Here is a 13,778-nt window from a genome sequence, read left to right on the forward strand (position 1 = left end):
GACCGTCGCAAAGAGACCGCAAAGGGACCGCGGACAGCCCGACCCACCGGAGAGAGGCCCGACATGACCACCACCCCCGTGCACCTGACCCCCGAGCAGATCGAGGACCCGGTCGGCGCCTACGCCGCCTTCCGCGAGCAGGACGAGCTGCCCCGGGTCGTACTGCCCGGCCTGGAGACCCCGGTCCGGCTGGTCACCCGCCACCCGGACGTCAAGGCCGCGCTCACCGAACCCCGCCTGGTCCGGGACCGCACCGCCATCGCCACCGTCCGGGCCGAGTCCGACCCGCAGGACGAACTGCAGGCCGCCGCCTTCGACGCCTTTCCCCCCGAGTACGCCAAGTACCTCTCCGGCCACCTCGCGCTGTTCGACGGCGAGGAGCACGCCCGCCGCCGGGCCCCGCTCACCCGCGCCTTCACCGCCCGGCGGATCGCCGCCCTGCGCGAGTTCACCGAGCGCACGACCGCCGAGCTGCTCACCGAACTCGCCGGGCGCGACCGGCCGGCCGACCTGCTGGGCGAGTTCGCCTACCCGCTGAGCACCCACGTGATCTGCGAGCTGGTCGGAGTGGAGACCGAGGACCGCACCCGGGTCTGCGACTGGATCCGCGACCTCGCCTACGGTGACGGCACCGGGATGGTGGACGGCCTGGTCGGCATCGTCGACTACGTCAAGGAGCTGATCGCCCGCCGCCGCGCCCACCCCACCGAGGACCTGATCTCCACCCTCGTCCACGGCACCCGCGAGGGCGAGCAGCCCCTCGACGAGGACGACCTGGTGTCCATCGTGGTCCTGCTGATCAACACCGGCATCACCCCGCCCGCACTCTTCCTCGCCCACGGCCTGCTCGCCCTCTTCGACCACCCGGACCAGCTGGCCCGGCTGCGCGACGAGCCCGAGCTGCTGGGGCGGGCCGTCCCCGAACTGCTGCGCTACGTCACCCTGGTGCGGATCGGCGCCACCCTCTACGCCACCGAGGACTTCGAGTTCGCCGGGACGGCGCTGCGCACCGGCGATCCGGTCACCGTCGCCCTGCTCGCCGCCGACCACGACCCCCGGGAGTACGGCGAGGCGCCCGAACGCCTGGACATCGCCAGGGAGTTCGGGCGCGGGGACGGCCACCTCGCGTTCGGCCACGGCGCCCACTACTGCCTGGGCGCCGCGCTCGGCCGGCTGGTCACCTCCGTGGTGCTGGACCAGGTGCTGGTCCAGCGGCCCGACGCCGCGCTCGCGGTCCGCCGGGAGGAGCTGGAGTTCGGCCACTGGCCGGGTGACGGCTTCCACCTGCTGGCCCTGCCGATCCGCCTGTGAACTCCGCGCCGATCCGGCTGTGAACTCCGCGCTCCCGCGACCGCGGGCCGGTCAGGCCCGGGCCGAGGCGAGCGCCTCGGCCACCAGCCCGGCCCGGTCCAGCGGCGCGTACCCGGCGACCGCCCGCTCGTACCCCGCCGGATCGGCCCGTTCGGCGTCCCGGCGGGCGGCGGCCGAGCCCATCGTCGGCTGGAAGCTGCGCGAGCAGCCGAACCGTTCGCTCAGCGCCACCATCCGCACCCCGGCCCCGATGCGCGCGGGATCGCCGGTCCGGGCCGCGTCGTCGAGGGCGGCCAGGCCGAGCGCCAGCAGCAGCGTCCCGGCGAGCGGGCCGGCCGGCGGAGCCGCCCGCCGCTCCAGCAGCCCGACCAGCTCGACCCGCAGCGCGGCGGCCAGTGGCGCCACCCGGTCGAGCCGCCCGTGCCGGGCGTGTGCGGCCACGCAGGCCGCTTCCAGTTCCAGCGCCCAGGAGCGGTCGGTGAGCGGGTCGGCGAGCGGGTCGGCGAGCGGGTCCACGGCTCCGGCGAGCAGCGCGGTGGCCCGCCGCCACAACGCGAGCCCCGGCTCCCTCTCGCCCCGGGCGAGGGCGAGTTCGGCCCGTACCCCCAGCTCCGGGGAGAGCAGGTCGACGGCGTCCTCCGGGCGGTGGCGCACTGCCAGTGCCAGCCAGTACTCCGCGCCGTCCAGGTCCCCCGCCTGCAGACTGCCGATCGCCAGGCCCCAGCGCAGGCCCAGCATGTCGTTCCAGTCGCCGAGTTCGTCCAGCGTCCGGATCGCCTCCCGCAGCAGCGGCACCGCCTGCTCACCCTGCTCGCCCAGCAGGTGCAGCTCGCCGAGTCGGGCGAGGGCGAACACCCGCAGCCAGGGCACCGGTAGCGGGTCGAACACCGCGAGGGTGCGCCGGGTCGAGGCGATCGCCCGCTCCACCTGCTGCCGGCCCTCCCAGCGGTAGCCCAGCGCCGCCTCGGCGACGGCCGCCGCCAGCGGCGCCGGATCGGCGCGCAGGGCCTCCAGTGCCGTTCCGTCCGAGCCCAGTGGGTCGGGGACGGCCGCCAGGACGGCGGCGATCGCCCGCACCGGGGTGTCCGGCGCGGCCGGCGGCAGTCGGCGCAGCGCCGCGAGCAGCCGCAGCGCGCCGACCCCGGGGGTGACAACACCGCTGGCGGTGAGCAGGGTGTTGACGGCGCTCAGCGCGGTCAACGTCCTTACCGGCTCCCGCAGTTCGTGGCCGGGACGCAGCCTGGACACCGGTCCGCCGGCCTCCTCGGCCAGGGAAGACAGCCGGACGTGGTTGCCCTCCGTGGTCCACAGGGCGGCGAGCACGGCCGCGGTGGCGGCGACGGTGTCCGAGTCCCCGGCGGCGAGGGCCAGTCGGAGCGCGCGGGTCAGGTTCTCCTGGTCGGCCCGGATCAGCCGCCACGCCGCGGTGGCCTCCGGGCCGAACGGGCAGTCGTGCCGGGCGAGGCCGAACTCCCTTGCCCAGGAGAGGAACCGGCGGGTGACCACCTCCTCCTCCCCGGCCGCGGCACGCTGCGCGACGCCGAACTCTCGGACGGTCTCCAGCATCCGGAACCGGCCGCCGGTCGGGGTGTCGGTCAGCCGCAGGAGCGACTGGTCCACCAGGTCCTCCAGCACCGCCAGGGCGTCGCCGCCGTCCGGCAGGTGTCCGTCCAGGAGCACTTCGGCGGCCTCGACGGTGAAGCCGCCGGGAAAGACGGACAGCGCACGCAGTGCCGCCCGGCCGTCCGGTGCGAGCAGGTTCCAGCTCCAGTCGACCACCGCCTGCAGGGTGCGGTGGCGCTGCGGAGCGTCCCGGGGCCCGCCGCGCAGCAGGCCGAAGCGGTCCGCCAGCCGGGCGGCGATCTCGGCCACCGACATCACCCGCACCCGCGCCGCGGCCAGTTCGACGGCGAGCGGCAGCCCGTCCAGCCGAGCGCAGAGTCCGGCGACCGGGCCGGGTGGCAGCTCCACGTCGGGCCGGGCCGCGCGGGCCCGCCGGGTGAACAACTCGATGGTGCTCGCGGTGTCCAACTCCGGCAGCAGATAGACGGATTCGGCGGAGATGCCGAGCGGCGTCCGGCTGGTGGTGAGCACCCGCAGCTCCCGGCTCGCGGCGACCAGGCCGTGCACCAGCTCGGCCACGCCGCGCACCACGTGCTCGCAGTTGTCCAGCACCAGCAGCGCCGGGCCGGGGCCGAGCGCGGCGGCCATCCCGGCCGGATCCGGCGCGCCGAGGGCCTCCGCCACCGCCCCGGACACCTCCTCGTCGACCGCCACCCCGGCCAGCGCCACCAGGTGCACCACCCGCTGCGGAGCCTCCCTGGCCACCGCGGCCGCCACCCTGGTCTTCCCCAGCCCACCGGGGCCGACCACCGACACCACCCGGGCGCTGCGCAGCAGTTGCGCCACGGCCGCGCGATCGGCGTCCCGGCCGAGCAGCTCATTGGGCTCGTGCGGCACCCCGCGCCGCACCGGGGCCTGCTGGCTGCGCAGCAACTCCTGGTGCAGCTGCCGCAGTTCCGGCCCCGGGTCGGTGCCGAGCGCCTCCCGCAGGCCGCGCCGGTAGCGGTCGTACCGGTCGAGCGCGGTGGCCGCCCCGCCCGTACGGGCTTCGCAGCGCAGCAGTTCGAGCAGCACCTCCTCGTCCCGGGGGTGCGCCGCCGCCTCCACCGCGAGCGCCTCGGCGGCCTCCGCGTACCGACCGGTCCGGGCCAGCGCGAGCGCCCGCCCCCGGCGCAACGCCCGCCGGGTGCCCGCCCGTTCGGCGCGCAGCGCCGCCACCGGATCCGCCCCGCCGGGCTCGTCCCCCTCCCCCGACCCGCCCCACAGCTCCAGCCCCGCCTCGGCCTCCGCCAGCGCCCCGGCGTGATCCCCGGCCCGGGCCTTCTCCAGGGCCGCCGCCGCGTGCAGCAGCACCGCCGCGGCATCCACCCGCTCCTCGCCCAGGCCCAGCCGGTACCCCGCCGGCGTACTGGCGATCAGTTCCGCCCCGTACCTGCCCCGGGCCCGCGACACCAGCACCTGCAGCGCCTTCCCCGGCCGCTCCGGCCCCTCCCCCGGCCACAAGCCCTCGATCAGCCGCCCACTGGCGCACCCGCCCCGGACGTCCGCCGCGAGCAGCGCCACCAGCCCCCGCACCCCGGGCGCGGTGACCTCCTCACCGCGATAGGAAACCGTGGACAGCACCCGCAGCTCGATCGTCACCCGATCAGCCTAGCGATCAGGAACGGCCACCCACGGGCCAGTTCGCACGCTGCCGAACAGAAACGGTCTCCATACGGAGCATTGTCAGTGCCTCCGCATAGCCTCTGTCCTCCCAGCACCGGATCGGATCGGAGGAACCACCGATGGCCCCTGAGGCAACCGTTCGCCGCGGCACACGGCGCACCCAGCACACCTACGTCCGGCTGGCGACGATCACTGGAGGCCGGGCGGGTGAGCCGGATCGCACGGCCCGCAGTGGGCGCGTGATCCACCCGGAGTGCCGCGGCCACGCGCTGGTTCACCCGATCGCCCGGCTCGACGGACGCGGCCCCCCTGGTCCCGGGGCCGGTCGTCACGCCCAGCGGCGAGCGGCGGCGGGTGAGCGTATGTTGCGGTCATGACCAGTGACGAGACGACGATCCCGGCCGTAGGGGTGCGCCCGCTGGACGAGGTGTTCGACGCGATCGAGGCTGCCAACCGGCGCCCGCAGCCGTGGACCGGTTTCGACCACGGAGTCCTGGGGGCCTACCGGTGGGCCGCCGGAGCCCAGGTGGCGGCGCCCGTCACCGCCGCCGCGGCACTCGGCGCCGCCGGGCCGTGCCGCGCGCAGCTGCTCGCCGAGTACCAGGCCGCCGCCCTCCGCCTGCGCGACGCCCTGCGAGCGAGCGCGGACGCCGCGTACGCCCTCGGCGCCTACCAGGCGCTGGCCTGGCTGTGCGGACACCACGAGGACCGTCCCTGACCGGAGCCCGGAACCGGGTGGGCGGCCGGAAATCCCGGCCCGTTGACACCGGGTGCCCGGTTGAGCGGTGCGCGGCACCCGGCATGCCCGGGTTGGGTCCGCCTGAAATGCCCGGCAAGGTGACGGGTTTCATCGGGGCACCAGCGGTTAGCCGCATGCCTGGGCCCGTCCGGCGCCCGATGAACCCGGCCCGTACTGTGGAGGAGTTCGGCGATGAAGGTTTCCGACTACGTGCTGGAGCGCCTGCGCGACTGGGAGGTAGAGCACGTCTTCGCCTACCCGGGCGACGGGATCAACGGCCTGCTGGCCGCTTGGGGCCGGGCCGAGGACCGGCCGCGGTTCATCCAGGCGCGGCACGAGGAGATGGCCGCCTTCCAGGCCGTCGGGTACGCCAAGTTCTCCGGCCGCACCGGAGTGTGCGCGGCGACCTCCGGCCCGGGGGCTATCCACCTGCTCAACGGACTGTACGACGCCAAGCTCGACCACGTCCCGGTCGTGGCGATCGTCGGGCAGACGGACCGCAGCGCCATGGGCGGCTCCTACCAGCAGGAGGTCGACCTCGTCAGCCTGTACAAGGACGTGGCCTCGGAGTTCTGCGAGATGGTCACCGTCCCCGCCCAGTTGCCCAACGTGCTGGACCGGGCGATGCGCATCGCGGCCACGCGGCGCACCGTCACCGCGGTGATCATCCCGGCCGACGTGCAGGAACTCGACTACGAGCCCCCGGCCCACACGTTCAAGCAGGTCCCCTCCAGCCTCGGCCTCCCCCACTACGCGCCCGTCCCGGCCGAGGACGATCTCGCCAGGGCGGCGGAGGTCCTCAACGCGGGCGAGAAGGTGGCGATGCTGATCGGCCAGGGCGCCCGGCACGCCCGTGCCGAGGTCGAGAAGATCGCCGATCTGCTCGGCGCCGGGGTGGCGAAGGCGCTGCTCGGCAAGGACGCGCTGCCCGACACCCTGCCGTACGTCACCGGTTCGATCGGGCTGCTCGGCACCCGCGCGTCGTACGAGATGATGCGCGACTGCGACACCCTGCTGGTGGTGGGCTCCAGCTTCCCGTACTCCCAGTTCCTGCCCGAGTTCGGCCAGGCGCGGGCGGTGCAGGTCGACCTGGACCCGTCCATGGTGGGCTTGCGCTACCCGTTCGAGGTCAACCTCGTCGGGGACGCCGTCGAGACGCTGCGGCGGCTGATCCCGCTGCTGGAGCCGAAGTCGGACGGCACCTGGCGCAAGACCGTGGAGGACAACAGTGCCCGCTGGTGGGAGGTGATGCAGCGCCGCGCCGAGGTGTCCGCGGATCCGATCAACCCGGAGTACGTCGTCCACGCCCTGGACTCGCTGCTGCCCGAGAACGCGATCGTGGCCGCGGACTCCGGGTCGGCGGCCAACTGGTACGCGCGCCACCTGCGGTTCCGCGACGGGATGCGCGGCTCGCTGTCGGGGACGCTGGCCACCATGGGGCCCGGGGTGCCGTACGTGATCGGCGCGAAGTTCGCCCACCCGGACCGGCCGGCGATCGCGATCGTCGGCGACGGTGCGATGCAGATGAACGGCCTGGCCGAGCTGATCACCGCGGCGAAGTACTACCGGGAGTGGTCGGATCCGCGCCTGGTGGTGGCGGTGCTGAACAACCACGACCTGAACCAGGTGACCTGGGAGATGCGGGCGATGCAGGGCGCCCCGCAGTTCGAGGCCTCCCAGAGCCTGCCGGATGTGCGCTACGCCGACATCGCCCAGCTGTTCGGGCTGCACGGACGCCGGGTGGAGCGCCCGGAGGACGTGGGGCCGGCCTGGAGCCAGGCGCTCGCGGCGGACCGGCCGTTCGTCATCGACTTCCGTACCGACCCCGCGGTGCCGCCGATCCCGCCGCACGCCACCTGGGACCAGATCAAGGCCGCCGCCCTGTCCGTCCTCAAGGGTGACAGCGACCGGGGCTCCGTCCTCCGGCAAGGGGTGAAGGCCAAGGTCCAGGAGTTCCTGCCCGGCAGCGGCGGGAACTGACCGATGACCGACCATCAGGACGTCGATCTGGCCGCGCTGGAGCGGGCACTCCGGACCGAGGTGGACGGCGAGGTCCGCTTCGACGCGGGCAGCCGCGGCGCGTACGCGACCGACGGCTCGAACTACCGGCAGGTCCCGCTCGGCGTGGTCGTCCCGCGCACCGTCGAGGCCGGCGCGGCGGCGGTCGCCGTGTGCTCCCGGTTCGGCGCGCCGCTGCTGTCCCGGGGCGGTGGCACCAGCCTCGGGGGGCAGTGCACGAACGAGGCCGTGGTCATCGACTGGACCAAGTACTGCGACCGCCTGGTCTCGGTTGACACCGAGGCGCGGACCTGTGTGGTCGAGCCGGGCATCGTCCTGGACCAGCTCAACCGTCAACTCGCGCCGCACAACCTGAAGTTCGGGCCGAAACCGTCCACACACACGCACTGCGCGCTGGGCGGGATGATCGGCAACAACAGCTGCGGGGCGTCCGCGCAGGCCTACGGCAAGACCGCCGACAACGTCCGCCGCCTGGAAGTCCTCACCTACGAGGGCAGCCGGTTCTGGGCCGGACCGACCGGCGAGGAGGAGTTCGGGCGGATCGTGGCCGACGGCGGGCCCACCGCCAGGCTCTACCAGGGGCTGCGGCACATCGTGGCCCGCCACCTGGCCGAGATCCGCACGGGCTATCCGAAGATCCCGCGCCGGGTCTCGGGCTACAACCTGGACTCCCTGCTGCCGGAGAACGGCTTCGACGTCGCCCGGGCCCTGGTCGGCAGCGAGGGCACCCTGGTCACGGTCCTGCGAGCCGAGCTGGAGCTGGTCCCGGTGCCGGCCGCCGAGGCACTGCTGGTCCTCGGGTTCGACGACATCTACTCCGCCGCCGACGCCGTGCCCCGGCTCCTGGAGCACAGCCGGCCCTCCCAGTTGGAGGCCATCGACGGGCGGATGGCCCAGCTGATGCGCGAGGAGCACGCCTACCTCGACTCCCTGGAGCGGCTGCCCGAGGGCGACAGTTGGCTGCTGCTCCAGTTCACCGGTGACACGAAGGAGGAGGCGGACGCGCAGGGGTACGCGCTGTTGCGGGCGATCGGCCGCGACGAGGACGACCCGCGGGTGGCGCTCTCGGACGACCCGGCGCGCGAGCAGGAGATGCTGAAGGCCCGCGAGGCGGGCCTGGGCGTGACCGCCCGACCGCCGGACGGCTCCGAGACCTGGGAGGGCTGGGAGGACTCCGCGGTCGCCCCCGAGAAGCTCGGCGCCTACCTGCGCGACCTCGAGCGCCTGTTCGACCGGTACGGCTACCAACAGGCCTCCCTGTACGGGCACTTCGGGCAGGGCTGTGTGCACACCCGGATCCCGTTCGAACTGCGCGACGGCAAGGGCGTCGAGACGTTCCGGTCGTTCCTCTTCGACGCCGCCGACCTGGTCGCCTCCTACGGCGGCTCGCTGTCCGGCGAGCACGGCGACGGGCAGGCCCGCGGCGAGCTGCTGCCCCGCATGTTCACCCCCGCACTCGTCGAGGCGATGGGCGAGGTGAAGGCGCTGTTCGACCCGGGCAACCGGATGAACCCCGGCAAGGTCGTCCACCCCCACCGCGTCGACGACAACCTGCGCCTGGGGGCCGACTGGCGGCCCCAGGTGAAGCAGACGCACTTCGCGTATCCCGACGACGACCACGACTTCGGCCAGGCGGTGCTGCGCTGCGTCGGCATCGGCAACTGCCGCACCCACCAGGGCGGCGTGATGTGCCCCTCGTACCGGGCCACGCAGGAGGAGGAGCACTCCACCCGCGGCCGCGCCCGGCTGCTGTTCGAGATGCTGAGCGGCCACGACGACTCCCCGGTCACCGGCGGTTGGCGCTCCACCGAGGTCCGCGACGCGCTCGACCTGTGCCTGGCCTGCAAGGGCTGCAAGTCCGACTGCCCGGTCGGCGTCGACATGGCCACCTACAAGGCCGAGTTCCTCGCCCACCACTACCAGGGCCGGCTCCGGCCGGCCGCCCACTACGCGATGGGCTGGCTCCCGCTGTGGGCCGGACTCGCCCAGGCCGCACCCCGACTGGCGAACTCCGCCCTGCACGCCCCGGTCATCGGCCGGATCGGGAAGACGCTGGCCGGGATCGACCCGCGCCGCGCCGCACCGCTGTTCGCGCCGGAGTCGTTCCAGGAGGGTCGGCGCCGCGCCGGTCGGCCGCAACCCGACCCGGGTGATCCGCGCACCGTACTGCTGTGGCCGGACACCTTCACCAACCGCTTCCACCCCCACATCGCCCGAGCGGCCGTCCAGGTGCTGGAGGACGCCGGCTTCCGCGTCGCCGTCCCCGAGGAGCCGGTGTGCTGCGGTCTGACCTGGATCTCCACCGGGCAGCTCGCCACCGCCCGCCGCGTCCTGCACCGCACCACCCGGGTCTTGCGTCCCTGGCTGGAAGCCGGAACCCCGATCATCGGCCTCGAACCCTCGTGCACCGCGGTCTTCCGGGACGACGCCCCGAACCTGCTCGCCGGCGACCAGGACATCGCCCGGCTCGCGGCCCGGACGCGCACCTTCGCCGAACAGCTCATCCACCACGCCCCGGACGGATGGCAACCACCTCGGCTCGACCGGGCGGCGACCGTGCAGACCCACTGCCACCAGCACGCCGCCCTCGGCACCGGGGCGGACCGCGAACTGATGGACCGCGCGGGCCTGGAGGCGAAGATCCTCGACGAGGGCTGCTGCGGCCTGGCCGGCAACTTCGGTTTCGAACAGGGCCACTACGACCTGTCCCAGGCCATCGCCGAGCAGGGCGTCCTACCCGCCGTTCGCGACACCCCGTCGAGTTCCCTCGTGCTCGCCGACGGATTCAGCTGCCGCACCCAGATCGACCAGGCCGACACCGGCCGCACCGCCGTGCACCTGGCCGAAGCCCTCGCCCTGGCCCTGGACGGCCCGCTGCCCGCCTCCCACCCGGAGTCGGCCGTCGCCCGCCCGCGACCGCGCCCGGCGGCGGCCAGGCTGCTCACCACCGGCCTGGCCGGCGCGGCGGCGGGGCTGGCCGCCGGAGCGGTCCTCGCCGCACGGCACCGCCACCGTTCCGGTAGGAGCCACCATTCCCGCAGGAGGTAGACATGTGGACATCGCTGCACCAGCGGCTGCACCGCGAGGCCCGCGCCTACGCCGGCGACGAAGACCGCCCGCTGGCCGCCTACTCGGGCCTGATGGCCCTCTACGCCGCCGCGACGGGCGCCGTCACGGCCGTAGCCGCGGCCACGGCCGACCGCCGCGCGCTGCCCGACCCGACCTTGTGGGACGTCGCCCTGAGCGCGCTCGCCACCCACCAACTGGCCCGCCTGCTCGCCAAGGATCCCGTCACCAGCCCGCTGCGCGCCCCGTTCACCCGCTTCGAAGGCACCTCCGGCCCGGCCGAACTGGAGGAGGAGGTGCGCGGCACCGGAGGCCGCAAAGCCATCGGCGAACTGCTCACCTGCCCGTTCTGCATCGGCCTGTGGGCGGCCACCGGCCTCACCGCCGGAGCCGTCTTCGCCCCGCGGGCCACCCGGCTCGCCGCCGCCACCCTGGCGGCACTCGCCGGAGCCGACTTCCTGCAGTTCGCCCGTGCGGCCGCCCAGCACGCGGCTGAGCAGACGTCATGAGCTCCGCCGACTACTCCACGGTCGCCGACCTGCGGGTACGGGTCCTCGACATCCCCACCGACGGCCCGGAGGCGGACGGAACCATCGCCTGGGACCACACCACCATGATCCTGGTCCAAGCCCGCAGCGGGGACACGAGCGGCCTGGGCTGGACCTACGGCGACCCGGCCACCGCCGACGTGATCACCGGCCGGCTCTCCGGCATCGTGACCGGCCGACCGGCACTCGACGTGCCCGCCGCCAACGAGGCGATGAGCCGCGCGGTGCGCAACGCCGGGCGCCCCGGTCTGGTCTCCGGCGCCGTCTCCGCGATCGACATCGCCCTGTGGGACCTCAAGGCCCGCCTCCTCGGCCTGCCGCTGGCCGACCTCCTCGGCCGGGCCCGCACCGAGGTGCCCGTCTACGGCAGCGGCGGCTTCACCACCTACACCGACCACCGGCTGGCCGAGCAGCTCGACGGCTGGGCAGCACAGGGCATCCCCCGCTTCAAGATCAAGATCGGTGAGGGGTGGGGCACCCACGAACGGCGCGACCTTCGACGCACCGGCCGAGCCCGCACCCTGGTGGGCGACGACGCCGAGCTGTACGTCGACGCCAACGGGGCCTACACCCGCAAGCAGGCGATCCGGATCGGCCGGGCCCTGACCGACCTGGGCGTGTCCTGGTTCGAGGAACCCGTCTCCTCCGACGACCTCACCGGCCTCGCCCACCTGCGCGACGCCGTCACCGCCGACGTCGCCGCCGGTGAGTACGGCTACGACCTGCCCTACTTCGCCCGCATGATCCCGGCCGTCGACTGCCTCCAGGCCGACGCCACCCGCTGCGGCGGCCTCACCGTCTGGCTGCGAGCCGCCGCCCTCGCCGAGGCCCACGGCCTCCAACTGTCCGGCCACTGCGCCCCGCACGCCCACGCCCACGCCGCTGCCGCCGTGCCGAACCTGCGCCACCTGGAGTGGTTCCACGACCACGTCCGCATCGAGAACCTCGTCTTCGACGGCACCCTCGACCCGGCCAGCGGACACCTGCACCCGGGCCGCGACGGCGAGCCCGGGCTCGGCCTGACGGTCCGGGCCGACGTGGCGGAGCAGTACCGTGCGCGCACCTGACGCCGACGGTCGGGCCGAGTCGGCGCCCCCCGCCGCCACCAGCGGCGCTCCGGCCCCGCACGCCCTGCGGGACTACGCACTGCTCGCCGACGGCGAGCGCGGCGCCCTGGTGGGACCGCGCGGCGACATCGTGTGGATGTGCGCACCCGCCTGGGACAGCGACGCCGTGTTCACCGCCCTGATCGGCGGCGACGGCTGGTACACCGTCACCCCCACCGGCTCGTTCGTCTGGGGCGGCTACTACGAACCGGGCACCCTGATCTGGCGCTCCCGCTGGGTCACCACCAGCGGGATCACGGAGTGCCGCGAGGCCCTCGCCCACCCCGGCGACCCGCACCGCGCCGTGGTGCTGCGCCGGCTCCTGGCCGTCGACGGGGACGCCCGACTGGACGTGGAACTGAACCTGGCGGCCGGCTTCGGCACCGACCCGCTCCGGGAGCTGCGCCGCGACGAGCGAGGCCGGTGGACGGGCCGTGCCGGCAGCCTGCACGTGCGATGGAGCGGGGCACCCGACGCCCACCCGGACGGCGCGGTGCTGCGCACCGCGCTGGCCCTGCCGGCCGGAGCCCACCATGACCTCGTACTGGAGGTCTCCGACCGCCCGCTACCCCGCGGCGAGCCGGCCGACCACCTGTGGCGGGCGACGCAGGAGAGCTGGTCCGCCTGCGTGCCGGGCCTCGCGCACACCCTGGGCAGCCGCGACGCCCGGCACGCGTACGCGGTGATGGCCGGCCTGACCACCTCGACCGGGGGCGCGGTGGCCGCGGCCACCACCAGCCTGCCGGAGCGGGCCGAGCAGGGCCGCAACTACGACTACCGGTACGTGTGGATCCGTGACCAGGCCTACATCGGCCAGGCCGACGCCGCAGCCGGCGGCCACCGACTGCTGGACGACTCGGTGCGGTTCATCACCGCCCGCCTCCTCGAACACGGCTCCGATCTCGCCCCGGCCTACACCTCCACCGGGCAGCCCGTGCCCGACCGGCGCACCCTGGACCTGCCCGGCTACCCGGGCGGCTTCGACGTCGTCGGCAACCGGGCCAACCGCCAGTTCCAGCTCGACGCGTTCGGCGAGAGCCTGCTGGTGCTCGCCGCGGCCGCCCGCCACGACCGCCTCGACGCGGGCGGCTGGCAGGCGGCACTGACCGCCGTCCAGGCCATCGCCGCCCGCCACCGGGAGCCGGACGCCGGCATCTGGGAACTCCACGACGATCACTGGGCCCACAGCCGCCTCACCTGCGCCGCGGGCCTGCGGGCGATCGCCCAGGCCGCCCCGCGCGCCTCCACCGCACGGGCGGGATCATGGGAAGCACTGGCGGACCGGATCGTCGCCGAGACCTCCGCAGAGTGCCTCCACCCCTCCGGCCGCTGGCAGCGCTCCGCGACCGACAGCGGCGTGGACGCGGCCCTGCTGATGCCCGCCCTGCGCGGCGCCCTGCCCGCCGACGACCCCCGCACCGTCGCCACCCTGCACGCGGTACGCGCCGACCTCGCCCAGGACCACTACGTCTACCGGTTCCGCCACGACCAGCGACCCCTCGAAGACGCCGAAGGCGCCTTCCTGCTGTGCGGCTTCGCCATGGCCCTGGCCGAGCACCAACAGCACAACGACATCGAGGCGGTGCGCTGGTTCGAGCGCAACCGCGCCTCCTGCGGACCACCGGGCCTGTACGCGGAGGAGTTCGACGTCGCCCAGCGCCAGCTGCGCGGCAACCTTCCCCAGGCCTTCGTCCACGCCATGATGCTCGAAACCGCCGCCCGACTCGCCTCCGGTGGTACGACGACCTGACGACACAGCCC

The 13,778-nt window shown here is 74.5% G+C and carries 8 protein-coding genes; 7 read left to right on the top strand and 1 reads right to left on the bottom strand.

The annotated features are described in order from the left end of the window. The first annotated feature begins 63 nt into the window (after positions 1-63). Positions 64-1,311 (top strand): cytochrome P450, encoded by a 1,248-nt coding sequence (locus tag ACZ47G_RS09870; protein WP_465740918.1) that lies wholly within the window; start codon positions 64-66, stop codon positions 1,309-1,311. Between the two features lie 51 nt (positions 1,312-1,362). On the opposite strand, the gene ACZ47G_RS09875 is transcribed toward ACZ47G_RS09870, so the two are convergent. Beyond that, on the bottom strand, positions 1,363-4,515 hold the full coding sequence (locus ACZ47G_RS09875; protein ID WP_465740919.1) for an AfsR/SARP family transcriptional regulator: 3,153 nt from the start codon (positions 4,513-4,515) through the stop codon (positions 1,363-1,365). A gap of 397 nt (positions 4,516-4,912) precedes the next feature. Here ACZ47G_RS09875 and ACZ47G_RS09880 point away from each other — a divergent pair, with 397 nt between their 5' ends. The 6 genes from ACZ47G_RS09880 (at position 4,913) to ACZ47G_RS09905 (ending at position 13,767) form a co-directional block, all read left to right on the top strand. Further along, positions 4,913-5,257 carry a hypothetical protein gene (locus ACZ47G_RS09880; protein ID WP_465740920.1) on the top strand — a complete coding sequence of 115 codons (345 nt, stop codon included), beginning with the start codon at positions 4,913-4,915 and terminating at the stop codon, positions 5,255-5,257. 213 nt (positions 5,258-5,470) lie between these two features. Beyond that, positions 5,471-7,258 carry a thiamine pyrophosphate-requiring protein gene (locus ACZ47G_RS09885; protein WP_465740921.1) on the top strand — a complete coding sequence of 596 codons (1,788 nt, stop codon included), beginning with the start codon at positions 5,471-5,473 and terminating at the stop codon, positions 7,256-7,258. Positions 7,259-7,261: 3 nt separating this feature from the next. Continuing rightward, positions 7,262-10,345, top strand: a complete 3,084-nt coding sequence (locus tag ACZ47G_RS09890; protein WP_465740922.1) for an FAD-binding and (Fe-S)-binding domain-containing protein — start codon at positions 7,262-7,264, stop codon at positions 10,343-10,345. 2 nt (positions 10,346-10,347) lie between these two features. Further along, positions 10,348-10,872 (top strand): DUF1360 domain-containing protein, encoded by a 525-nt coding sequence (locus ACZ47G_RS09895; protein WP_465740923.1) that lies wholly within the window; start codon positions 10,348-10,350, stop codon positions 10,870-10,872. Beyond that, positions 10,869-11,978, top strand: coding sequence for an enolase C-terminal domain-like protein (locus tag ACZ47G_RS09900; protein WP_465740924.1), 1,110 nt, complete (start codon positions 10,869-10,871; stop codon positions 11,976-11,978). The genes ACZ47G_RS09895 and ACZ47G_RS09900 overlap by 4 nt, the downstream gene beginning before the upstream one ends. Continuing rightward, positions 11,965-13,767, top strand: a complete 1,803-nt coding sequence (locus tag ACZ47G_RS09905) for a glycoside hydrolase family 15 protein (protein WP_465740925.1) — start codon at positions 11,965-11,967, stop codon at positions 13,765-13,767. Before ACZ47G_RS09900 ends, ACZ47G_RS09905 begins: the two co-directional genes overlap by 14 nt. Positions 13,768-13,778: the final 11 nt, after the last annotated feature.

This window comes from Kitasatospora sp. NPDC030952 (assembly GCF_055571335.1).

Coding starts and splice junctions, on each gene's coding strand:
- ACZ47G_RS09870 (WP_465740918.1), top strand. CDS start 64: ATGACCACCACCCCCGTGCACCTGACCCCCGAGCAGATCGAGGACCCG.
- ACZ47G_RS09880 (WP_465740920.1), top strand. CDS start 4,913: ATGACCAGTGACGAGACGACGATCCCGGCCGTAGGGGTGCGCCCGCTG.
- ACZ47G_RS09885 (WP_465740921.1), top strand. CDS start 5,471: ATGAAGGTTTCCGACTACGTGCTGGAGCGCCTGCGCGACTGGGAGGTA.
- ACZ47G_RS09890 (WP_465740922.1), top strand. CDS start 7,262: ATGACCGACCATCAGGACGTCGATCTGGCCGCGCTGGAGCGGGCACTC.
- ACZ47G_RS09895 (WP_465740923.1), top strand. CDS start 10,348: ATGTGGACATCGCTGCACCAGCGGCTGCACCGCGAGGCCCGCGCCTAC.
- ACZ47G_RS09900 (WP_465740924.1), top strand. CDS start 10,869: ATGAGCTCCGCCGACTACTCCACGGTCGCCGACCTGCGGGTACGGGTC.